Here is a 21,709-nt window from a genome sequence, read left to right as displayed (position 1 = left end):
AGGCGGCGGCCGGCGGCGGCGGCAAGGGGATGCGGGTGGCGCGCGATGCCGACGAACTGGCGCGGCTGTTTCCGCTGGCCCGGGCCGAGAGCGAGGCCGCCTTCGGGTCGCGCAAGATGTACCTGGAGAAGTACCTGGTCGAGGCCCGCCACGTCGAGTTTCAGATCGTAGCCGACAATCGCCGCAACGCTATCCACCTGGGCGAGCGTGACTGTTCCATCCAGCGCCGCCATCAGAAGGTGTTTGAAGAGGCCCCTTGTCCGGTGCTCAGCTCCCGCCTGCGCGAGAAGATGGGCAAGGCCGCGGTGCGTGCCGCCGAGGTCGTGGGTTACACCAACGTGGGCACGGTGGAGTTTCTGCTCACCCCCGATAACCAATTCTATTTTATCGAGATGAACACCCGGATTCAGGTCGAGCACGGAGTAACCGAAATGGTTACCGGGATCGATTTGGTCAAGGAAAGCTTGCGCCTGGCGATGGGCGAACCGCTGCGCCTGCGCCAGCGTCAGGTCGAGCTGCACGGCGCGGCGTTGGAATGCCGGATCTACGCCGAGGATCCCGAAAGTCACCTGCCCTCGCCCGGGGTGGTTTCGAACCACCATTCGCCCGGCGGCCTGGGGGTTAGGGTGGAAACCGCCTTGTACGACGGCTACGAAGTTCCGGTTCACTACGACCCGATGGTGGCCAAGCTGATAGTCCATGCTGGAGATCGCGAGTTGGCGATTGCGCGCACCAAGGCCGCCCTGCGCGAGTATGTGATAGACGGGATCAAGACCAACATTCCGCTTCATCTGAAGATTTTAGACGACCCCGATTTTCGCCTGGGCCGAGTCTCGACCCGCTTTCTGGATCGCTTCGAGCCCAAGCGTGAGCAGCCCGCGCCTCAGCCGGAAGTCAAACCCGCCCCGCCGCTTAAGCGGCGCACCGGAGCGCAGCACCCGGCATGAAACTTTTTCCTTTGCTGACGCTGATTTGGTTACTCAGTTTGATGGCGCCGCAGACGGCAGGTGCCGCTGGTGGACCGGCGGCGATCTCCGGAGCCCAGCCCCGAATCGAAGCCGCGCAGGCGGTGTACGACTTTGGCTCAGTGCCACAGGGGCCGTCGATCGCCCACAGCTTCACGATCAAGAACGTGGGGCAGGCCGATCTCGTTATCGGTCAGGTGCAGAGCACCTGCGGCTGCACGATTGCCGCGTTGGCCAAGAAACGCTTGCGCCCCGGCGAGAGCACCCAGATACTGGCCACTTTCGATACTCGCCATGAGCGCGGCAAAGCGTCGCGCCAGATCGACGTCTATAGCAACGATCCGCGCACTCCCGACCTGATTCTGACCATGCAAGGGGCGATCACGGTGGCGGCTGAAGCGGTGCCGGACGAAGTCAATTTTGGCGATTTGCGTAAGGGGGCTGGGGCTACGCGCGAGGTTGCCATTCGCCGGCTGCGTAAGAGCGGCCAATTCAGCATCGTCAAGCTGAGCAACACCAACTCGCACATTGCCGTCACTCGTCAAGAAGGGAGCTCCGATGTGGTGGCGCGGCTGGAGCTGACGGTCAATCGCGACATGCCTCCGGGCCCGTTCGAGGATACCGTCGAGGTGAGTACCAACGACCAGCCGATCGAAATTCCAGTATACGGTCGAGTGGTGGGCGATTTACTAGTGGAACCGGCGCAGGTGTCGTTCGGCATTTTGCCGCACGGGCAAAGCGCGGTGCGCTATGTGCGGGTGGTCAACAACAGCACGCGGCCAGTGACGATCACCGCGCTGTCGAGCACCAATCCGGCGGTGAGCGTGAGCGCCAAGCCGCTGGCCGCGGGTAAGCAATATCGCTTGGCGCTGGCGTTGCGCGGGGGCACGGCGGACGGGCAATTGCACGGCCAACTTCAGATCAAGACCGACGACCCCCAACAGCCACAACTGACTGTACCGTTTTTTGGCATCATAGGGTCATTCAAGACCAACCAGAGCTGAGCGCCAGCTCGCCCGAGGCCGCTGCCATTAAGCGGCCGGCTGTTAACTGCCGCGTTCCTGAACTAAAATATTTGGGTCGGGAGACCTGATGGCGCTGCGGCTTAAATCGGCGGCGCGAATGCGCCGGAGTTTTGTGCGGCTGGTGCTTAAGCTGCTGACCAAGCCGCTGAAGAACTACACCCTGAAGATCCCCAACGACTTGGCCAACCTCAAGCGTTACATTCGAAAAGGGGATGTCGTGCTGGTGGAGGGCAACGAGCGGATCAGCGAATGCGTCAAGTATCTGACCCAAAGCTCCTGGTCCCACGCCGCGCTCTATGTTGGCGACGAGGTGCTACGGCGCGATCCCGCGCAACGTGGCGTGCTATTGGAACGTTTTGGCGAGGAAGCCGAATATCTGCTGGTGGAGGCACTGGTCGAGCAGGGCGTGATTTTGGCCCCGCTGGTCAAGTATCGCGATTTCAACATCCGCATCTGTCGTCCCTTCAACCTGACCCGCCACCATCTGGCGCAAGTGCTCGACGAAGTGTTGGGGCATGTCGGTGACACCTACGACCTGCGTAACATCTTCGACCTGGCACGCTATTTCTTGCCGGTGGCGATGGTGCCGCGGCGGCTGCGCCGCCAGGCGCTGGATTTTGGTAGCGGCGAGCCGACCCGGGTGATTTGTTCCAGTCTGCTGGCCAACGCCTTTCTCAAGGTGCGCTACCCCATCCTGCCCGAATATCTGGAATTGCCCAGTAGCGTCAGGCCGCGCGGTTTTCTGCGCCGGCTTGACCCGCGCCGCTTCGGGTTATTGCAGAGTCGGCCAGCGGGGCTGGTGACGCCGCGTGATTTCGACTTGTCGCCCTATTTCGAAGTGATCAAATTCAACCTCATCGAGGCCGAAAGGTTCGACTACCGCCGCCTACAATGGGCCGAGCCCGAGAGCAGCAACGCACTGGAAAAGCGCGGCCTTGAGCGATAAGGTAGGGGCGTGTGGCAAAGCGGCCGCGTATCGGGCGGGAGCACAGATGGGAATGACGGACAATGCCAATCGCGCCACGCTGGAGAAAACGCTCGCCAAGATCCTCCAGCGCCATTGCAACTTCGGCTGGGCCCACTACTACATTCCCAGCGAGCGGTTTCCTAGTCTGATCCAGGAGTTGGTTGAGGCCATCGGGCCCAGCGGTCAGGTCGGCCATCAGGAGCTGGTGGAATTTTTCTTGCGCACGCAGCGTTTGTCTTCCGCCCAACAGAAGGCGGAGAAGTTCGAGGAACAGTTCACCATTTGCCGGCGCGGCTGAACGTGGACACGCGACCGTGCCATCCTCCAAGCGGGCATTCGGCGACGGCATGGCGGTTGCGCCAAACATTAATCGCAAAGGATATCAATGGACGCGTTGCAAGCGATTTTGACTCGCAAAGTGGTGCGCAAGTACAGCAACCGCCCGGTTAGCCTGGAGCAGCTCGAGCAACTGGTCGAGGCGGGGCGCCATGCGATGAGCGCCATGAACTGCCAGCCCTGGAGCTTCGTAATCGTGCGCCGGCCCGAGACCTTGCGCGAGTTGGGTGCGCTTACGCCCCACGGTCGCTTTATCGCCGAAGTTCCGGCCGCGATCGTGGTGCTTAAGACCTTGGAGGGGCGCTTCAGTGACGAGGATTGCGCGCAGGCGGTGCAGAATATTGCCAACGCGGCATGGGCGATGGGGTTGGGGACTTGCCGGCCGGGAGTGGACAACGAGGCTCGCATCGGCGAATTGCTCGGACTGCCGCCGGGGGCCAAAATCTTCACCATCATGCCGATCGGTTACCCCGATCCAAGTAGCGCGCCTCAAGGTCGTCCGCTTAAAAAGCGGGCTGAAACCATTAGTTACGAACGCTTTGGCCAGACTCGACCCTAAACGGGAGATAACAGTGAATTGCGGGGCGAGTCCTGCTGGCACGGCGGCCCGCCCGATTTGCCCGGTACCGATTTCCGCAACCGTGGAGCGCTCCATTTATTCTACTTGGGAGACGTATCGCTAGGACCTCGCATAATCAAATGGAGAGTGAAGATGGCTATCGAACAGATCGAACCTTTTCGCGCTTACCGCATCTTAACCGAGGATCGCGAGGCGCTTTACCTTGACGTGCGCACCGAGGAGGAATTTGCCCAAGGCCATCCCACCGGCGCGGTCAACATCCCGATATTCATTTTTCGCGGACCGGGCCAGCCCGAGCCGAATCCCGAGTTCCTGGCGGTAGCCGAGAAGGTTCTGTCCAAGGATCAGCAACTGGTCGTCGGGTGCATGGCCGGCGGCCGCTCGCAGCGGGCCTGCGAAGCACTTGAGCAAGCCGGTTTCCAGCGCTTGGCCAACGTGCGCGGTGGCTTCGGGGGGGCGCGCGACGCCAGTGGCGCGGTGGTGGTCAAGGGCTGGCGCGAGAGCGAGTTGCCGGTGTCCACTGACGTCGATGAGTGCGGCTACCAGAGCATGCGCATTAAGGCCGGTTTAGGCTGAACGATGCCGATTAGGCTTGGCCGGATTTACACCCGCGGCGGCGATCGCGGGATGACCTCGCTGGTGGGCGGCGTGCGGGTGGCCAAGGACTGCCAGCGGGTGGAGGCTTACGGCACGGTCGATGAGCTCAACGCCACGGTTGGCGTGGTGCGCACACTATTGATAGAACGGGGCGCGGGCTTGGGTGAGGAGCAGAGCTGGTACGGTGAGATGCTGCGGCGCATTCAAAACGAGCTGTTCGACCTGGGCAGCGAGCTGGCGACTCCTCCCGGGCGCGAATACGACGGGATGCACCAGATGGGGTCCGAGGAGGTCACCCAGCTCGAGCGCGAAATCGATCGCATGAATCAGAGCCTGGAGAAACTGGCCTCTTTTACCTTGCCTGGCGGCGGCCAGCTCAACGCTTTTCTTCATCTGGCCCGCACGGTCTGCCGGCGCGCCGAGCGCAGATGCTGGACGCTCAAGCACACGGAAGAGGGCATCAACGAGCAGGTGCTGATCTACTTGAACCGCCTGAGCGACCATCTCTTCGTGCAATCGCGTTGGGTCGCCAAGCGCTTGGGCGAGGCGGAATTCGTCTGGGATCGGGGCTTGCGAATCGATACCCGGGCTCGCAAGTCCGGTCGGGAGAATTAGATGGCCACGCCCCAACCGATCTATTTCCGCCAGGTCGAAGCCGGGCCGATGGCCAACTATGTCTACCTGATAGGCGATCCAAAGACCCGTGTTGCCGCTATCGTCGATCCGGCTTGGGAAGTTCAACGCTTGGTGGACTTGGCGCAGGCCGATGGCTATGAGCTGCGCCACATCTTGCTGACCCACTATCATCCCGACCATCTGGGCGGTGATTTCATGGGCACACATATCGATGGCGCGGTGGAAGTCCTTGGCCGGGTCAAGGCCAAGCTGTATGCGCACAAGGCCGAAGTTCCCTGGGTGCGCCGCTTGGCCGGGCTGGCGTCCAGCGACGTGGTCGCGGTGGAGAGCGGCGACACTGCCTCGCTGGGTGAACTCAATTTGACCTTCATCCACACTCCCGGGCATACCCCGGGCTCGCAATGCTTCATGATCGATCGCAAGCTGATCTCCGGTGACACCCTGTTTATCGGCGGCTGCGGGCGGGTTGATTTGCCTGGAGCCGATCCGGCCCAGATGTATCACAGTCTCAATCACATCCTGCGCAACCTGGCCGACGACACCGTGGTCTATCCCGGTCACGCCTATGCACCTCAGCCCAGTTCCACTATTGGCGAGGAAAAGCGTGCCAACCCCTATATGCGCTTCGATTCGCTGGCCCAGTTTCTCGCGGCAATGGGCGTCCCCCGCGCGCAGTGATACGCCCTATCAGTTCGCCGCCACCGCTTGAAAAAGTTACAATTCACGCGCCCGAGCACGTGGTACCGAAGCGGCGCCATTGCAGCGCTTAAGCGTGGCCCCAGCTTTGCTTCCCAGCTTTGCTTCAAGGATTGGCCTTTAGTGCTGACGACACCTTTTTCGTTCTGTTGATAAGCCGCTTTGGCAGCGATGAGGAGTGTGCAAAAGGTTTTATGCGGCTGACTTGGTCCAGGTGCAAGTTAATCGCGAAAGTAGTGGTTGTTCTGAGCTTGGGCCTGGGGGCCGTTTCCTGCCAATTGGCGACCGGGCTGATCAAGAACGGCGGTGAGCAAATCAAGGCGGAGCGTCCGCCGCGTCCTGCTCCCGGTCAGCCCAGCCTGATCATCTTTGCCCTGGATGGGGTGGGCCACGACCAGCTCATGGCGGCGCTGGGCGCGGGCAAGATGCCCAACCTGGCGGGGGTCCTGGGACCGCCACGCGGGGCCGATTTGTTCGCTCATGCCTACTCGGTGCCCAAAACTGTAAGCATGATGCCCTCAAGCACAGTGGCCGATTGGTCGGCGGTTTTCACCGGCCTACCGCCCGCGTGGAACGGTCTGCCCGGCGACGAATGGTTCGACCGCTCCAGTCTACGTTTTTTCGCACCGGTCCCGATAACGGTGACCGATTCGGCGGATTTCGTCGCGATGCTGATCGATGACTTGGTTGGTAAGCAACTCAAAGTGCCGACCTTGTACGAGCAATTGGCGGTGCGCACCAACGTATCGATGCAGATGGTTCATCGTGGCGCGACCGTTTACACCATTCTGCCGCCCACTTCGGTAGTGGACTTTATCGGGGACTTTATCGCGGGAGAAATGGATGGCAAGGACAGCCATCAGTCGGTCAGCGGAGTGATCGATACGCAATCGGTGGGCAAGGCGGTGCAGGCGCTGGATCAGCATGGGATTCCAGCTTTGCAGACCGTGTATTTTCCCGGAATCGATATCTACACTCATGCCTCGCCCAATCCGTTGCCCTCGCAGGTCAACTACCTCGAGACGGTGACCGATCCGGCGATCGGCCATATTTTAGCCGCCTATCGGCGCGATGGCGCTCCGGCCAACACGTACGTGATAGTGATTGCGGACCATGGCAACACTCCGGTGCCCAACGACGCGCGCCATGATTTAGGGGTGGGGCAGGACACTCGCGGTTCGCTCTGGCAGGTGCTGGCCGCGAGCGGATTTCGCGTGCGCCCGCCGACGCTTAAGCTGCCCGCCGCCGACGCGCAAACCTATCAGGCCGTGATCGCCTCGCAAGGCTTTATGGCCAACATCTACCTGGCCAACCGTGCTACCTGCCGGGATGCCGGCGCCCGCTGCGATTGGAGCCAGCCGCCTCGTCTGGAGCGCGACGTGATGCCAGCGGTGCGCGCGCTGTATCGCGCTTCCCATCGTGGCCATGGCTATCTGGCCGGCGCCATCGACCTGATCTTTGCGCGCCCGCCAGTGGCGGCAGGCCATGATGCACTCCCTTTTGAGATTTACGATCGCGGCCGCCTGGTGCCGATTCCGGACTATCTGGAGCACCATCCGCGACCCGACCTGGTCGAACTCAACCGGCGCATGCGCTGGCTGGGCGCCGGGCCTTACGGCGATCGCGCCGGCGATATTATTCTGCTCGCCGCCACGGGGCTCAATCGGCCGCAGAGCAAACGCTACTATTTCGCCGCCAAGGGGCATTGGTCCTTCCATGGCAGCGCCAGTATTCAGGACAGCTACGTACCCTTCATTGTGGCTCAGATCGGAGGCTCGGGTGCGGCCATGGAACGCGAGGTGAAGGCGGTGCTGCACGGACCGCCCTCTCAGATGGCGGTGACTCCGCTGGCGTTGCGCCTGCTGAATCAATGAAGGCGCAGGCGGTGCGCCTGAATTCAGCGGCCCTGCCAGTTAGGTTTGCGCTTTTCCAAAAATGCGCGCGGTCCCTCCCGGGCGTCCTCGCTGTGCTGGACCTGCTCGATCAGCCGATCGATGTCGTCGTGCGGTGCTTGGAAGGCGCCGCTCATGGCGCGGCGCAAGCTGGCTTTCATCGCGCGCAGTGAGAGCGGAGCGTTGGCCGCCACGCTTTCCAACCAGGCCAGTGCACTCTGCTCCAACTCTTGGTCGGCTACCACGTGGTGGACCAAGCCCATCGCCTGCGCCTGCCCGCTGTCGAGAATCTCGGCCGTGAAGAGCAGGCGCGCGGCACCCGGCGCGCCGCACACCTCGATCAGCTTGCGGGTGAAGCTAAAGGGTAGCATGATGCCGACCCGAGCCAGCGTCATCCCCAGGCGGGCGCCGCGCGCGGCCAGACGCAGATCGCAATGCAGCGCCAGTTCCAGGCCACCGGCCAAGGCGGTACCGTTGATCGCGGCGAGTGTTGGGAGCGGAAAACGCTCTAAGCGCTGGAAGACGGTTTCAAGGTTGCGCTGGCCGGGGGCCGCGCTCTCCAGCACATGGGCCTGATTGAGATCGATCCCGGCGCAAAAGCTTTTGCCCTCGGCCCGCAAAAGCAGGGCGCGCAGACCGGGTTGGGCGGCGGCCGCCATAAGAGTGTCGTCGAGTTCCTCGAGCATGCGCTCGTTGATGGCGTTGTGCTTGTCGGGACGTGCCAGTGTGATGGTGAGCCACGCTGCTCCTTGTTCCACCTTGATCGTTGTCTCCGCCACGGCCCTACCTCCTACTGGTGATGGTGTCCGGTGCTGCCCACCAGCATGGCAAGCCCGTCGTCTCCAGCCAACCGCAACTTCCCAGCCCTGGCCAGGGCGTTAGGCCGAGCTATCCGGGGGTTAGCTCAACGGGCGGCTGCCGTCAGGGGTATCGACGTCGAAGCTGTTCACCACCATGGTGATCATGGTGTAGTAACCCACCACGGTAACCAGCTCGATCAGCTGCTCACGGCCCAAGAGGTTCAAGCCGCGCTGATAGCTGTCTTGGCGCAGGCTTTTGGTTTCGACAAGCTCGTTGACCAGGTCATAAATCACCCGTTCGTCTTCGCGTGCGAAGGTCGGCGTGCGGCGAGCCTCGATCGCGTCGACCACCTCGGGCGCCAGACCGGCTTCCACGGCTGCGCCGCGATGGACGAACCAGGGAAACTGAGCTAGGCCGCGGCGGATTACGAGCAGCACGGCCAACTCGAACAGCCGTTTTTCCAGTTGCCCGTTAATCCGCAGCGCCATCGCCATTTTGTTAGCGCCCTCGGCGATCGGGGGTGTGTGCAGCCAGATTGCGAAGGGGCCGCGGATGCTGCCGCCGCGCGGGCCGGCGAACTCGTCGTACAGGCGCTGCTGTTGGGCGCTGAGCTGAGCTTTTGGGGGCAAGGTCACGCGAGCCATGGGCGGCCTCCTGAGGGAGCAAATTGGGCAAAGCCGAGTGGGCGTAGGCGATCTCTACCACGGCGTGCCGGACCGGCAAAGGAAGGCCGGCAAGAGGCGCCGGCTGGCCCGAGGAGGCATCAGTGGCAATTGGGCGCCCGTTTTTTGCCGCAATGGTTGCAAATTTGCCACATTCGTTACCTTTGGCATTACGGGCGGCGAAACCGTTCTGGCGGCGCCGGTCCAAGCTCTCGCGGGTGGGTGCGCGCAAAAAATGGCTTCGATCCCTTGATCTTCTTCTCGCCTGATCAGTGGGAGGGCCAACGGGAGCAGACCGGAGGGCTTCTTGCGCAGCTTGCCGATGCTCATCGGCACGAGCGGATGCTCCCGCTTTTGATTGAACACGGCGCGACCAAGCGTTGGCATTGCCTTTGCTTGGGAGTCCCACGGGAGGAGCAGCGCAACGCGCCGCGAATCGCTCCACGGCCGTGGCGGATTTGGGGCGGCGAGCAGGTTGCCAAGCACAGTCATGGGAATGTCTAGCCGAAGCGAGGCCAAAGTCTCGCCGCTCAGACTGGGTCGCCCCAGCTATGTGTGTCTGTTGTGCAAACAGCATCAGCCCATGTTTTCCCCCTTGGGCGGATCGATTGACGGTATCTGTCCGCAATGCCGGCGTGTGGCGTTGGGCAAGTGCACGATTTATGAGCGGGGCTCGGGTAAGGGGGCAATTCCGCGCAACCTGGTGACGCAGTACCGGCTGGAGCGATCGAAGTCCTGAGTTATTCCAGGCGCCGGGCCGCGCTCAAGCCGTGCCCGATCAAAGCCGGGGTAGGCGCGCGCCAGCCTTTGCTTCGCAGCCGGTTTGCTTCAGGATAGCCAGCATGAGGAGCAGCTTTAGGGCGAGCGGCCGCTGGCGGAGGGGCTGAATGGCGGGTGCGGTTTTATGGTTGCACGCGATCGGCGGGGCAGTGGTGGTGCTGGCCTGCATAAGTCTGGCGCTGGCGGCAGCGGCACTGCTGGGGGAAGAGGAAGGGGGTGAGGAGTTCGCGCGCCGCGTACTGCCTGGGTTGAACTGGCTGGCCAGCGCCGGCGCGGTGGTGCTGCTGATTACCGGGATCGGCAACCTGATTGCGGCGGGCGCGGTGCGCCATTATCGCTTCTCGACCACCTTCCGGGCCGTGTTGGCTACCAAGCTTATCCTGTTCGTGCTGATTGCCGGCGGCTTATGGGGCTTGTGGCGCGTCGCCGCCGGGGTGCGCCGGGGTGGTGCGGCGTTTCCCAAAAGGGCTCTGCGGCGCACCGTGATGCTGGCTGGAGCCTGTGCCTTGATGGGAGCGATCGCATTGGCTTTAGGGCTGTGGCTGGTAGGATCGTAAAGTGAACGATAGCGCTGGATCAGGGTCGCGAAGCTTGGTGTCGCAAAAGGAAATCGCGGGTGGTTCAACCGCCGCTTATTACGATCGGTGAATTTCGCGTCGCCTTCTTGAGCGATGGGTTGTGGCGCAACGATGGCGGCTGCATGTTCGGGGTGGTTCCGCGTCCCTTGTGGCAACGCCACCACCCGCCCGACCAACACAATCGCGTGCGCCTCAATCTGACCTGTCCCCTGATCATGCGCGGCCGCGATGCGATCCTGTTGGACTGCGGAATCGGCAACCGGCTCAGCGAGGTGGAGCGGCGCATCTTCGACCATGGCGAAGGCTGGCTGCTTGAGGGCTTGGCGGCGCTGGGGCTGGAAGCGGGCGATATCACCCACGTGGTGCTGAGCCATCTGCATTTCGACCATGTGGGCGGAGTAGTCCGGCGAACCGCTAGCGGTGGGTGGAGTGCGGCTTTCCCGCGCGCCCGCCATTTCATCCAGCGCGGCGAGTTCGAGATTGCGCGCGAACATCCCAACCCGCGCTTGCGGGCGGCCTACCGCCATGTCAACGAATGCCTGGAGCCGTTGGCCGCGCGCGTCGAGTTGCTCGCGGGTTCAAGCACGATCATAACCGGGCTGACGACGTCGGTCAGTGGTGGTCACACGTGCGACCATCAGATCGTGACCCTATGCGATGGCGGCGCGGGGTTGGTTCATTTAGCCGACCTGGTGCCGACCCGCTCACATTTGAAGGGGCCGTGGAATCAGGCCTACGACCTGGATCCGCTGACCACCATGGAACGCAAGTCACAGTGGCTGGAACGGGTGCTGGCACAGCGGTGGTGGCTATCCTTCGCCCACGACGATCGGGTCTACGCCGCGCAACTAGCGCGGGCGGGCGGGGAATGGCAATTGATCAATACTTTGGCAGTCAACGAGGCGGCGTTGACAGAGCCGGATTGAGCATGACGGGTCGGACCGAGCGGGGAGGCTGGAAAATCAGCTTGATTGTGCGACGCCCGCTTCGTTATAATTCAGTGGGGCTATGCGAAAATAGCCCGGGTCTTTTTTCTTCCACTAACAGGGTGCACCTACATTTACAGCGCTTGATCACCGACGCCCCGAACGCAAGGAGTTAGCGAATGGTCGAAGACAGCGCCTTTCAGCGAGTCATCAAAGAGGACCGGGCTCTGCGCGCCTCGCAGCAATGGCGCGGGACCCTCTTGGACTATCTGGACCTGGTGAAGGCCGATCCGACCCTCGCCAAGCTGGCTCACGCTCGCATCTACGACCTTGTCATTTCCAGCGGCGTGCGCGACATCCAGCAAAGCGACGATCCGCGCACGCGCCGCCTGTACAAGGACGAGCCGATTAAGGTGTTTAATTTCTTTGCCGACGAATTTTTCGGCATCGAAAAGACCATTGCGCATTTGGTGCGCTACTTCCATTCGGCTTCGCTCAAGGGCGAGGAAAGCCGCCAGGTGCTCTATCTGATGGGGCCGGTGGGTTCGGGCAAAAGCTCTTTGGTCGAGCGCTTGCAGCGTGGACTGGAGCAGGCCAGCCCGATTTATTCGATCGAGGGCTGCCCGATGCATGAGGAACCCCTGCATCTGATTCCGCGTCATTTGCGCAAGGAATTCGAGAAGATGCTGGGCGTGCACATCGAGGGTGACTTATGTCCGGTGTGTCGCTACCGGCTCAAGGAGGAATTTGGCCAGCGCTACGAGGAGTTTCCGGTGGAAACCCGCAACTTCTCCAAGCGCAACCGGATCGGAATCGGGGTTGTGCCGCCGGTGGATCCCAACAACCAGGACACCTCGGTCCTAATCGGCTCGGAGGATATTTCCAAGCTGGATCAATATTCGGAGGGCGATCCGCGGGTGCTGGAGCTCAACGGCGCGCTCAACGTGGGCAACCGCGGGTTGGTCGAGTTTATCGAGGTGTTCAAGAACGAGACCGAGTACCTGCACGCAATGATCACCGCAACCCAGGAAAAGGTGATCCCGGCGCCGGGTCGCCATGGCATGGTTTATGTCGATACCTGCATCGTGGCTCATTCCAACGAGGCTGAGTGGCAGAAATTCAAGGCCGACCACACCAACGAAGCCATTCTGGACCGCATCGTGGTGGTCAAGGTGCCCTACAATCTGCGGCTGTCCGAAGAGGTCAAGATCTACCAGAAGATCATCCGCAACTCCGACTTCCGTGCCCACGTCGCGCCCCATACTCTGGAATTGGCTTCGATGTTCGCCTTGCTCTCGCGCCTGGAGCCTAGCTCCAAGTGCGATCTGATGACCAAGCTCAAGCTTTATAACGGCGAAGAGGTAATCGAGAAGGGACGGACCAAGAAGATCGACGTGCAGGAGCTCAAGGAAGACGCCAAACGCGAGGGGATGTCGGGGATCTCCACCCGCTTCATCATGAAGGCGCTGGACAATGCCCTGTCCGATAACGTGCTAGGCAACTGCATCAACCCGATCAATGTGCGCGAGTCGCTGATCCAGATGACCAAGGAAGGTGATTTGCCCGACGACACGCGCAAACAGTACCTCGAATTCCTCCAGGATACCCTGCACAAGGAATATTTGGAGCTGCTGGAGAAGGAGATCACCCGCGCCTTCGTTTACTCCTACCAGGAGCAGGCCGAAGCACTATTCCAGAACTACCTGGATCATGCCGAAGCCTACGTCAACAAGACCAAGGTGCGCGACCGCAACACCAAGGAGGAGTTGACTCCGGACGAGGGCTTCCTGAAATCGATCGAGGAGCAGATAGCGATCATCGGCTCGGCCGCCGAAGGCTTTCGTCAAGAGGTGATCGCGTACCTGTGGTCGGCTTCGCGCCGGGGTGAGAAGATAAGCTATCGCAGCTATGAACCACTCAAGGAAGCGATCGAAAAGAAGCTGATGACCTCGGTACGCGATATCTCGCGCATCATCACCAAGGCTCGCACCCGTGACGAGGAACAGACCGACAAGTACCACGCCATGGTCAAGAATTTGCTGGACAACGGCTACTGCGAGTCGTGCGTGGACGTGGTGCTCAAGTATGCAGCCAATAATCTCTGGAAGGACTAACGGCGCGCAATCCCGGAATGGTGTTTCGAGCATGCCTGGCATGGCACGGGGTGACTTTGCTCTCGCCCCGGAGACGACCGTGTGATCCCTTCCCACACGGCAGGCGGGGAAGACTATCAATGGCGGCAAGCCGCTGATGCCGGATGCGGGGAGGGCGGAGTATAATGCCTGGAAGGAGAGAAGTGCAATGCCGCTGGTCGAAGCGATTTTTCGTGAGTATCGGCCCTCCGATGCGGAGCGCTCGGACCGCTCCGCTGGCGATCGCCTGCGCCATCGCCAAAAAGTTCGCGAACTGATTCGAGACAATATTGCCGATATCATCGCCGAAGAATCGATTATCGGCAAAGACCGCGACCGCATCATCAAGGTCCCGCTGCGCGGTATCAAGGAGTATCGCTTCCTTTACGGGGACAACGCTCCGGGCGTAGGCCAAGGTGATGGCGAGACCCAACCCGGCCAAGTGGTGGGTAAAACCGGGCGCGAAGGGCAGGGCGAGGGCGAGGATAAGGCAGGCAATCGGCCGGGAGTGGATTATTACGAGACCGACGTCACCCTGGAGGAGCTGATCGAGATCATGTTCGAGGATCTCGAGCTCCCCGACATGGAGCGGCGGGCGATGCGCGAGGTCGAGGCCGAGCGCAGCACCAAGCGCAAAGGCTATCGTAAGGTCGGAATCCGGGTGCGGTTGGACAAGCGACGCACCGCCAAGCAGCGCATTACCCGCATGCTGGCCAGCGGGCGGGTGCGCGCGGCCGCGCAGAGCGCGGCCGGCCAGACGCCAGCGCCTGAGGAGGACGAGCGGCGCTTTCCCTTCCACGATGACGACCTCAAGTACCGCCACGTGGAAGCCGAAATGCGCAAAGAGTCCAACGCCGTGGTGCTGTGCATCATGGATACTTCGGGCTCGATGGATACGATGAAAAAGTATTTGGGCCGCAGCTTTTTCTTCCTGCTGTACCAATTCATCTCGACCCGTTACCGTAATGTCGAGATCGTCTTCATCGCTCATCATACTGAGGCCAACGAGGTCACCGAGGAGGAGTTTTTCCACAAAGGCGAGTCGGGAGGGACCTTCATTTCCTCGGGCTATCTGAAGGCGTTGGAGATAATTCGCGAGCGCTATCATCCGTCGTTGTGGAATATCTATGCCTTCCATTGCTCGGACGGCGACAATTTCGATTCCGACAATCCCGCGGCTTTGCGCGCGGCCAAGGAGTTGACCGAGGTTTGCAACCTGTTTGGTTATGGCGAGATCAAGCCGCTGGGCTCGCGCTACTATGAATCCTCCATGCTCAACGTGTTTCGGCGGCTGGAGGCACCCAACTTTCAGACCGTGCTGATCGAGCGCAAAGAGGACATCTGGCCGGTCTTCAAGGCCTTCTTGGCCAAGGAGCGGATCCAGTAAGCGGCTTGGCGGGGGTTTGAATGGCTAACTTCGAGCTTCAGGAGCTGGTCGATTGGGACGTCCGAATTCGCGAAAAGGTGGCCGAGTTCGGTCTGGACTGCTATCCCCAGGAATTCGAGCTGTGCGATCACAACGGGATGCTGGGTTACATGGCCTACTCCGGGATGCCCTCCCATTATCCCCATTGGTCCTACGGCAAGTCCTACGAGAAGCTCAAGACCCTGTATGATCATGGGGTCAGCGGCCTGCCCTATGAGATGGTGATCAACTCCAATCCGGCGCTGGCCTACCTGATGCGCGACAACAGCCTGCTGTTGCAGGTCCTCACCATCGCGCACGTATATGGACACAACGATTTCTTCAAGCGCAACTTCGTCTATCAGACCACCCGCGCCCAATACACGATCGAGGTCTTCAAGGCCCACGCCCTGCGGGTGCGGCGCTACGTGGAGGATCCCTCGATCGGGATCGAAAAGGTCGAGCGCATCCTGGATGCCGCCCATGCGCTCTCGCTGCAGCGCCGGCGCAACCTGGCGATTCGCAAACTCAGTCAGAAGGAGCAGCTCGATCGCGCCCTGGAGCAGGCGCGGCCGCCCGAGGACCCCTACAAGAAGATTCACGCTCGCCAGCCCTGGACCGAACCCAATTTGCACCGGGTACCCTACGAGCCCGAGGAGGATTTACTGCTGTTCCTGCGCGACTACAATCCGTTCCTCGCCGAATGGGAGCGCGACCTGCTAACCATCGTGGACGAAGAAGCCAAGTATTTCATCCCCATGATCGAGACCAAGATCATGAACGAGGGATGGGCCAGCTACTGGCACAAGCGCATTCTGGAATCCTTGGATCTAGATCAAGGAATGCGCTTGGAGTTCATCGTGCGTCACAACCAAGTGGTCCGGCCGATTCCCGGCCAACTCAACCCTTATCATTTGGGGTTGAAAATTTGGGAAGATCTTTACCGTCGTCACACCGCGCCCACCGCCGAGGAGATTGAGCGCGACGGTCCTCCGCTCAAGAGCGGCGAAGAGAAGCTGTTCGAGGCTCGCGAGGTCGAGCGCGATACCTCCTTCATACGTCGCTACCTGACCGAAGATCTGATGCGCCAGATGGATCTGTTTCAGTACGAGCCGCGCGGGGAGGAACTGGTGGTAAGCAAGGTTTCCGACAGCGAGGGGTGGCGGACGGTGAAGGAGAACTTGATCCGCAACATCGGCACCAACGCAATCCCGGTCATCAAGGTTGAAGACGCCGATTTCGGGCAAAACCGCACGCTCTATTTGCGCCACTATCACGACGGGCGCGACCTGTACCTGGAGTACGCGGAAAAGACCCTGGGCTACCTCCATCGTTTGTGGGGCAGGGAATGCGTGCTGGAAACTATCGTGCAGGGCAAACGCAGCCTTTTATGTTTCAATGATCGGGGCTTTTCGGCCAAGGCCCTGAAGTAGCACTGCTGTCTGCTTCTGCCCCCGCGATGCGAAGGTAGTACGCCGGCTCGCGCCAGTCACCACCTCCGCCGTCATTCGTTGATTCTCAAGCAATGGTTGTATAATCTTGGGACGGGCCGGGCAGAGGAACGGCATGAAGGAGGGCGCGGACGATGGAGTTGCCGAAGTGCCAGAAGTGCAACAATGGGGCACTCATCCCACTTTCGGACTACGGCCAGGAAGGCGCTTCGGTTATCTTTAAAGCGTGGGTTTGCACCAATCCAGAGTGCGGCTTCAGCCTGCGCGTTGACAAGGGCGAAGTGACCTACGGCAAACGGATCGAGACCAAGCATTAAACGGCCCCGTGAGGGGTCTTTGGGACAAAAGGGGCGACCGCCAAAGCGGCCGCTCTTTTTTTGCCTCTGTGCTCTGACCACAGGCGGGAGCAGTCCCGCCCCCCGCAACTGCCCCACTCGCCGATTTGGCGGTTCGTGCGCCCTGCGAAATGGCGAGCTGGCGGCCTCGCTCGCGTGCGCTTGGACCTCTAGCTCGGATGCGATGCACGCTGTGCCATTCGATCGTTGCGCGCATAGGTAGGCCGTGACCGGCGCAGGTCGTGAGAGCGGCAAGAGCCGATACGCTGTAGCCGTCCACGGACAGCGGGACCATGTCCGGACCCGTGGCGGCGGCTTGGCGGTGCGCGCTGAAGCCAACCGGCCTTGACGTGCGGGCGCTTTTTCGCTAAACGCCGACACAAGTCTTCCGCGCGACGCGCAAATGGCTTATGGTTTGCGCATAACGCTGCCTGCTGTTGCAGAAAGAAGTGAGGATTCGTGAAAATTAGCAAAAGTCTGGCTTGGAGTTTGGCTCTTGCCCTGGTTATGGGGCTGATGTTGGAGGCCTGCACCCATCCTCCCGTGCAGGGCTTGATTCGGTCGCAGGAAACGATGGGGCCACGCCCCTGGGAATCGTTGTTCAGCGCCACCATCAAGCAGGATGGCAGCTGGGTAATTGCCGGCAACCGGGGCCTAATTCTGACCAGCGCCGATCATGGCGAAACCTGGCATCGGCGCTCGATCGTGGACCGCGACATCTACAGCTTGCGCTTCAGTCCGGATGAGAAACAGGCCTGGGCGGTAGGCGAGGACGGGATCATTTTTTTTAGCGGCGACGGTGGCAACACCTGGACTCGGCAGGACTCTAAGGGGCATGACCGTTTGCTGAAGGTCGGTATCATCGACAGCCAGCGAGCGATCGCGGTGGGGAGCGAAGGCTCGCTGCTGCATACCCAGGATGGCGGCCACACCTGGGTTACCAAGCGCTTTCAGGATTTAACCTTTTTTGACGTTTTTGTGACCAGCGGCGGCGAAGGATGGACAGTGGGAGAATTCGAGACCATCCTGCACACCACCGACGCGGGCCAGACTTGGCAGGTGCAGGCGGGCGGCAACGAGAAATTGTTTCAACTTGGGCCCTGGTTCGCGGTGGATTTCGTGAGCCCTCAAAATGGCTACGTGGTGGGGCTTAACGGGATGGTCGATGCCACCAATGACGGCGGGCAGAAGTGGCAGTCCACCAAGTTGCCGGTGGATCGGGCGATGTACGTGACCGCGGAGCAGTCGCCACAATCGCTCTGGATGGCGGGGGCCGAAGGCACCTTCATCCATGCCAAGCTGGACCAGCAGAGCACGACGTGGCCGGTCATCAATCCGACTTTCAACGATATCGCCGATGTCGCAATTCGGGGTAACGACGAGTTGGCAGTGGGGCTCAACGGGACTGTGGTTTACAGCGCCGACGGCGGTGCCCATTGGCAATCGATGAGCCAAAAGCGCTAGGGCTGCCGAGCGTCAGGCGAAGGCCGAAGAGTTTTGGCGAGGCAAAGAAAATTAAGCCAATTTCGCTTGCAATGTTCCGCGCAGTTCGATAAGAGCATGCAACAATCCGTTCTGGCGAGGTGGGGACGCTAAAAACGGACGGTTGGTGGTTGAGGGGATGGTTAATGCGAGGGGTTGAAGAACAAACCAACGGGGAGACCGGCGCTAACAGAGTGCTGGAGAAGGGGTTGGCTGGCGCTGGCGCAGCGGCGTCAAACGCTCGCGCGGCGCACACAGGCCGCTCGCCAGGGTGGGGACCTGGGGTGGCTCACAGTCACGACATTCATCTCGCGGGTAAAGCAGGGGTAATGACTATGAGAAACAGATTGGAATGGCGGATGCCGCTGGCGCTGACGGCGCTAGCGGCGCTGGCGATGGTGGCAGTGTCTCCCGGCCTCTCACGGGCCCAGAGCATGGTGGGCGGAGCGGGGACTGCGAATGCCAACGAACCGGCGGCGCTGCGCACTTTGTCGGTTACGGGCTTCCTGCAGGATCAGTCCGGCCCGTTTATCGATTCCGAGGCGGTTGAGTGGCGCAAGTCCAAAAACTCGCTGGCTACCCAGCGCAGTTGGGTCCAGCTTGATATCAACGACAATCCAACTGAAAATGATCAGCTCTTCCTGCGTCTGTGGGGCGTTTACGAGCCGCCTTACCCGGCCGAGTCGCTGAACTGCGTCGAAGGTGCCTTTCCCATCCACACGATCGGCCAACACACTGTCCCTGCTCGTCCAACCGGTGCTTGTAACTCCGATTTCTACAACGACTACGAAGTACCGCGCGAATTCTTCTGGAAGCATCGCCAGGGCCCGCTGCAGTTGTTCATCGGCCGCCAGTTGGTGGTCTGGGGCGAGTCGGTCGCCTTCCGCGCCACCGATGTCGTCAACCCGGTTGATACCAGCTACGCCTTCGGCTTTGCCAACTTGGAAGACTCGCGCACCCCGATCTGGATGGTCCATCCGGTGCTCAATCTGCCCCAGATTGGGCCGTTCGCCGCGAACTTCGTGGAGTTGGTTTACGCGCCTGGCTTCGACTACATGTATAACCACGTCGATTATGCCAACGACCAGTACGACGGCCTCGACGCAATCGCGGGCCGCGTAAATCTGGGCGCGCAAAATCCCGAGGGTGGCCGCTTCTCGCCGCGTTCGGATCCTCGCACGCTGGTGGGCCCGCAAGGCAGCCCGACCGGGCCGCGCGGTACCTTAGCCAGTTCATGGCCGCTGGTGCGTTTCCAGGACGGCCCCGTGGGTTCGACCTTTGCTCCGGGCGGTCCTGGGATGTATACGCCCAATACGCAGCCATATATCAAGATTCCGAATGCCACTTGGGGTAACAGCCAGGTTTTCATTCGGCTGCACACCCTGGTTTACGACAACGAGATCACGGCGGTGTACGCATGGGGACACGAGCTTGGTTCGGTCTACCAGCTGACCAATCAGTACGCCGTGACCGTTCCGGGGCATGTCTATCAGCAGCGGATCAACAGCATCTTCGAACAGTATCAGGGCGCCGGGATGACCGACAACAAGCCCATCTATCTGCCGGGACAACTGTCGACGCTGCCCTTCGTAATCCGCTTCGAAGCGATGTACAAGAACCACGAGCCGTACGACACGCTAGCTATTCCAGGCACCTATTTCACCAACTGGAACACTGGAGTGGGTGCGCCTGACGGCATCACCTATTCGGACACGGTATACTGGATCCTGGGACTGGACCTTGACTCCGCCTATGCTCCTTGGGCCAGCGAGACCGGGGCGCTGACGATGAACTACGAAATCGACGGCACCACGATTCTCAGCTATAGCCACAACATGATCTACAATCCCAGCTTGCAGCGGATCTACCACAACGATATCGGCGCTTCGGTCAACATCGCGGATAGCTGGTGGTGGGGCGCGATCGCTCCGACTTGGACCATGTCTTGGAACCCCGACGGTAACACCTGGCTACTCTTCCCGAACATCACCTTGACGCCGCCGTGGACCAACAAGTACTTCATGAACGTGAAGTGGATCGAGATCATGGGTACCAACCAGGCGGGCCGCGACGGTGGCGCGTTCAAGGGGTACTCGATGTTGATCTTCACCTTCCAGTACAACTTCTCCCTGATTTAAAGTCGGGGTAAGGTTGATTAACTAAAGGGGCGGGGCGGCCGATGCTGCCTCGCCCCTTTTCCTTTTGAGAATCTGCGGGCTAGAAATCGCTGCGCGGCTTCATTCGGCAGTTTGAGCGCTGATTCAAAGTCGGAACCTCCCCCTGCCCCTTTTCTTTCCAAGGAGAAGAAGGCGTCACGAGCGCTGACGTGTGCTGGCAACCAGTCACTGGCCGTCACGCTGCGGCGAGGTAAATCGTGAAGCTTTCGTGTCCCTTGCCGGCGACGTTCGCGCAGGAAGGGTTAGGATGGGAGCCTTTCGGCTGGAGTGAGCCTCCGATAGTTCAAAGGGCTAGACGAAGCCGAGACGAAAGTGCTAGGTGAGTCGAGCACTGCATGCGCTGGCCGCTAAGGCGGATATGAGGAGCTAGTGCTCGGCCTTGGTGTAGACGATGGCTACGGTATCGATGTAGGTTCCGGGATGGCCGACTTCGCCCACATCTGGCACCCGCTCCATCTCGTCCAAGTAGGAATCGGGATTGCCCGCGTACTGAATGTCGCCCGAGGTTGTCGCTTCGCTTCCGCGGTTGGGGGTTACGCCATAGACTAACTTGTTGTTCTTTTGCTTGCCGCCCTGTAGCACCAGCACCGCGTCGGCGCCGGTTTCACAAGCTTTTTTGCGTATTAGCTGCAGGAGATCGGTGCGCGACATATTAATGTTGCCCCAGCCTTCGACGATTGCGATCTTGCGAAATGCGGCCGTCGGTTCGTTGTAGAGCAAGGGCATGGCGCAATCGGGTCCCTTGGCGGGGCGGGAAGTGGTCTCCATCGGTGTGATGTCCACTTCAGGCGGGTCCTGCGGCGCCGTGGCGCAGGCCGCAACCAAGGTCAGGCTGGCCAGCGCCAAGCGGACAATCACTGGGGGCCGAGATACGGCAGCGAGACGATGAAAAATGCTTGCCACAGCTCTCCCTGACCTCCCATGTTGACGATTCGGGCTAAGGCCGATTCGGTTTGATTAGAACAAACGCGTTCCGTTCGATCAAGGCTTGGCGTTGGGCATCAGGCCGATCCTCGCGCCGGTGCCGAGGGCAGGCTACAATTGATCGTAGATGTCCCGTGGAGGTGAGCGTGAACCCAAAGCTTAAGTTGTGGTTGCCGGTAGTGATCTGGTGCTTGGTGATTTTCACCGCCTCGACTTCGCTCTTTACGGCCGAAAACACTTCGCGATGGATAGTGCCGATACTGAGCTGGATTTTTCCGGGTGCCAGTGCCGCGACCTTGCAGAGCGGGGGGTTTCTGGTGCGTAAGCTAGCCCATTTCACCGAGTACAGCGTCTTATTTCTA

General features: G+C 60.7%; 22 protein-coding genes. 19 read left to right on the top strand and 3 right to left on the bottom strand.

What is annotated here, in order from left to right; all coding sequences use genetic code 11:
- From VKV28_14355 to VKV28_14315, 9 genes are all read left to right on the top strand, one after another.
- On the top strand, positions 1–947 hold a 947-nt coding region (locus VKV28_14355; GenBank protein HLH77981.1), incomplete at its 5' end, for a carbamoyl phosphate synthase.
- Complete coding sequence (locus VKV28_14350; GenBank protein ID HLH77980.1) at positions 944–1,969, top strand: DUF1573 domain-containing protein; 1,026 nt, start codon at positions 944–946, stop codon at positions 1,967–1,969. The genes VKV28_14355 and VKV28_14350, both read left to right, overlap by 4 nt.
- A gap of 88 nt (positions 1,970–2,057) precedes the next feature.
- Entirely contained in the window at positions 2,058–2,936 is an 879-nt protein-coding gene (locus VKV28_14345) for a YiiX/YebB-like N1pC/P60 family cysteine hydrolase (GenBank protein HLH77979.1), read from the top strand.
- Positions 2,926–3,255: a hypothetical protein gene (locus tag VKV28_14340; protein HLH77978.1), complete on the top strand. Its 330-nt coding sequence runs from the start codon at positions 2,926–2,928 to the stop codon at positions 3,253–3,255. Before VKV28_14345 ends, VKV28_14340 begins: the two co-directional genes overlap by 11 nt.
- Positions 3,256–3,342: 87 nt before the next feature.
- Positions 3,343–3,852, top strand: a complete 510-nt coding sequence (locus VKV28_14335; protein HLH77977.1) for a nitroreductase family protein — start codon at positions 3,343–3,345, stop codon at positions 3,850–3,852.
- Positions 3,853–4,005: 153 nt separating this feature from the next.
- Positions 4,006–4,449, top strand: coding sequence for a rhodanese-like domain-containing protein (locus VKV28_14330; protein HLH77976.1), 444 nt, complete (start codon positions 4,006–4,008; stop codon positions 4,447–4,449).
- Positions 4,450–4,452: 3 nt separating this feature from the next.
- Positions 4,453–5,085, top strand: coding sequence for a cob(I)yrinic acid a,c-diamide adenosyltransferase (locus VKV28_14325; GenBank protein HLH77975.1), 633 nt, complete (start codon positions 4,453–4,455; stop codon positions 5,083–5,085).
- Positions 5,086–5,784, top strand: a complete 699-nt coding sequence (locus VKV28_14320; protein HLH77974.1) for an MBL fold metallo-hydrolase — start codon at positions 5,086–5,088, stop codon at positions 5,782–5,784. It abuts the gene before it with no gap.
- Between the two features lie 254 nt (positions 5,785–6,038).
- Positions 6,039–7,676: an alkaline phosphatase family protein gene (locus tag VKV28_14315; GenBank protein ID HLH77973.1), complete on the top strand. Its 1,638-nt coding sequence runs from the start codon at positions 6,039–6,041 to the stop codon at positions 7,674–7,676.
- A 23-nt stretch (positions 7,677–7,699) separates the two neighbouring features.
- On the opposite strand, the gene VKV28_14310 is transcribed toward VKV28_14315, so the two are convergent.
- Positions 7,700–8,473: an enoyl-CoA hydratase/isomerase family protein gene (locus tag VKV28_14310; protein ID HLH77972.1), complete on the bottom strand. Its 774-nt coding sequence runs from the start codon at positions 8,471–8,473 to the stop codon at positions 7,700–7,702.
- A gap of 120 nt (positions 8,474–8,593) precedes the next feature.
- Positions 8,594–9,139 (bottom strand): hypothetical protein, encoded by a 546-nt coding sequence (locus VKV28_14305; protein HLH77971.1) that lies wholly within the window; start codon positions 9,137–9,139, stop codon positions 8,594–8,596.
- A gap of 514 nt (positions 9,140–9,653) precedes the next feature.
- On the opposite strand from VKV28_14305, the gene VKV28_14300 reads away from it, so the two are divergent.
- The 9 genes from VKV28_14300 to VKV28_14260 all read left to right on the top strand — a co-directional run bounded on the left by VKV28_14300 (position 9,654) and on the right by VKV28_14260 (position 20,384).
- Positions 9,654–9,896, top strand: a complete 243-nt coding sequence (locus VKV28_14300) for a hypothetical protein (protein ID HLH77970.1) — start codon at positions 9,654–9,656, stop codon at positions 9,894–9,896.
- A gap of 148 nt (positions 9,897–10,044) precedes the next feature.
- Positions 10,045–10,494: a hypothetical protein gene (locus VKV28_14295; GenBank protein HLH77969.1), complete on the top strand. Its 450-nt coding sequence runs from the start codon at positions 10,045–10,047 to the stop codon at positions 10,492–10,494.
- A 59-nt stretch (positions 10,495–10,553) separates the two neighbouring features.
- A complete protein-coding gene (locus tag VKV28_14290) occupies positions 10,554–11,441 on the top strand; it encodes an MBL fold metallo-hydrolase (protein ID HLH77968.1) in 888 nt (295 codons plus the stop codon).
- Between the two features lie 179 nt (positions 11,442–11,620).
- Complete coding sequence (locus VKV28_14285; protein HLH77967.1) at positions 11,621–13,555, top strand: hypothetical protein; 1,935 nt, start codon at positions 11,621–11,623, stop codon at positions 13,553–13,555.
- Positions 13,556–13,742: 187 nt separating this feature from the next.
- The gene (gene yhbH, locus VKV28_14280; GenBank protein ID HLH77966.1) at positions 13,743–14,960 is read left to right on the top strand and encodes a sporulation protein YhbH; all 1,218 of its coding nucleotides are present in this window, start codon (positions 13,743–13,745) and stop codon (positions 14,958–14,960) included.
- 20 nt (positions 14,961–14,980) lie between these two features.
- Positions 14,981–16,411, top strand: a complete 1,431-nt coding sequence (locus tag VKV28_14275; protein HLH77965.1) for a SpoVR family protein — start codon at positions 14,981–14,983, stop codon at positions 16,409–16,411.
- A 152-nt stretch (positions 16,412–16,563) separates the two neighbouring features.
- Positions 16,564–16,746, top strand: coding sequence for a hypothetical protein (locus tag VKV28_14270; protein HLH77964.1), 183 nt, complete (start codon positions 16,564–16,566; stop codon positions 16,744–16,746).
- A 477-nt stretch (positions 16,747–17,223) separates the two neighbouring features.
- A complete protein-coding gene (locus VKV28_14265) occupies positions 17,224–18,228 on the top strand; it encodes a YCF48-related protein (protein ID HLH77963.1) in 1,005 nt (334 codons plus the stop codon).
- 353 nt (positions 18,229–18,581) lie between these two features.
- Positions 18,582–20,384: a DUF1302 family protein gene (locus tag VKV28_14260; GenBank protein ID HLH77962.1), complete on the top strand. Its 1,803-nt coding sequence runs from the start codon at positions 18,582–18,584 to the stop codon at positions 20,382–20,384.
- Positions 20,385–20,789: 405 nt separating this feature from the next.
- On the opposite strand, the gene VKV28_14255 is transcribed toward VKV28_14260, so the two are convergent.
- Positions 20,790–21,326, bottom strand: a complete 537-nt coding sequence (locus VKV28_14255) for a hypothetical protein (GenBank protein ID HLH77961.1) — start codon at positions 21,324–21,326, stop codon at positions 20,790–20,792.
- 167 nt (positions 21,327–21,493) lie between these two features.
- Here VKV28_14255 and VKV28_14250 point away from each other — a divergent pair.
- Positions 21,494–21,709, top strand: a 216-nt coding sequence (locus VKV28_14250; protein ID HLH77960.1) for a VanZ family protein, incomplete at its 3' end; no start/stop codon positions are given.

Source organism: Candidatus Binataceae bacterium, from assembly GCA_035294265.1.
Lineage (GTDB): Bacteria > Desulfobacterota > Binatia > Binatales > Binataceae > DATGLK01.
This window is presented reverse-complemented; position numbering and strand designations above follow the sequence as displayed.

What these genes read in the sequence shown, in the direction of transcription:
- VKV28_14295 (HLH77969.1), top strand. Translation starts at nt 10,045, where the DNA reads ATGGCGGGTGCGGTTTTATGGTTGCACGCGATCGGCGGGGCAGTGGTG.
- VKV28_14320 (HLH77974.1), top strand. Translation starts at nt 5,086, where the DNA reads ATGGCCACGCCCCAACCGATCTATTTCCGCCAGGTCGAAGCCGGGCCG.
- VKV28_14350 (HLH77980.1), top strand. Translation starts at nt 944, where the DNA reads ATGAAACTTTTTCCTTTGCTGACGCTGATTTGGTTACTCAGTTTGATG.
- VKV28_14305 (HLH77971.1), bottom strand. Translation starts at nt 9,139, where the DNA reads ATGGCTCGCGTGACCTTGCCCCCAAAAGCTCAGCTCAGCGCCCAACAG.
- VKV28_14335 (HLH77977.1), top strand. Translation starts at nt 3,343, where the DNA reads ATGGACGCGTTGCAAGCGATTTTGACTCGCAAAGTGGTGCGCAAGTAC.
- VKV28_14275 (HLH77965.1), top strand. Translation starts at nt 14,981, where the DNA reads ATGGCTAACTTCGAGCTTCAGGAGCTGGTCGATTGGGACGTCCGAATT.
- VKV28_14285 (HLH77967.1), top strand. Translation starts at nt 11,621, where the DNA reads ATGGTCGAAGACAGCGCCTTTCAGCGAGTCATCAAAGAGGACCGGGCT.
- VKV28_14270 (HLH77964.1), top strand. Translation starts at nt 16,564, where the DNA reads ATGGAGTTGCCGAAGTGCCAGAAGTGCAACAATGGGGCACTCATCCCA.
- VKV28_14300 (HLH77970.1), top strand. Translation starts at nt 9,654, where the DNA reads ATGTCTAGCCGAAGCGAGGCCAAAGTCTCGCCGCTCAGACTGGGTCGC.
- VKV28_14260 (HLH77962.1), top strand. Translation starts at nt 18,582, where the DNA reads ATGAGAAACAGATTGGAATGGCGGATGCCGCTGGCGCTGACGGCGCTA.
- VKV28_14330 (HLH77976.1), top strand. Translation starts at nt 4,006, where the DNA reads ATGGCTATCGAACAGATCGAACCTTTTCGCGCTTACCGCATCTTAACC.
- yhbH (HLH77966.1), top strand. Translation starts at nt 13,743, where the DNA reads ATGCCGCTGGTCGAAGCGATTTTTCGTGAGTATCGGCCCTCCGATGCG.
- VKV28_14345 (HLH77979.1), top strand. Translation starts at nt 2,058, where the DNA reads ATGGCGCTGCGGCTTAAATCGGCGGCGCGAATGCGCCGGAGTTTTGTG.
- VKV28_14325 (HLH77975.1), top strand. Translation starts at nt 4,453, where the DNA reads ATGCCGATTAGGCTTGGCCGGATTTACACCCGCGGCGGCGATCGCGGG.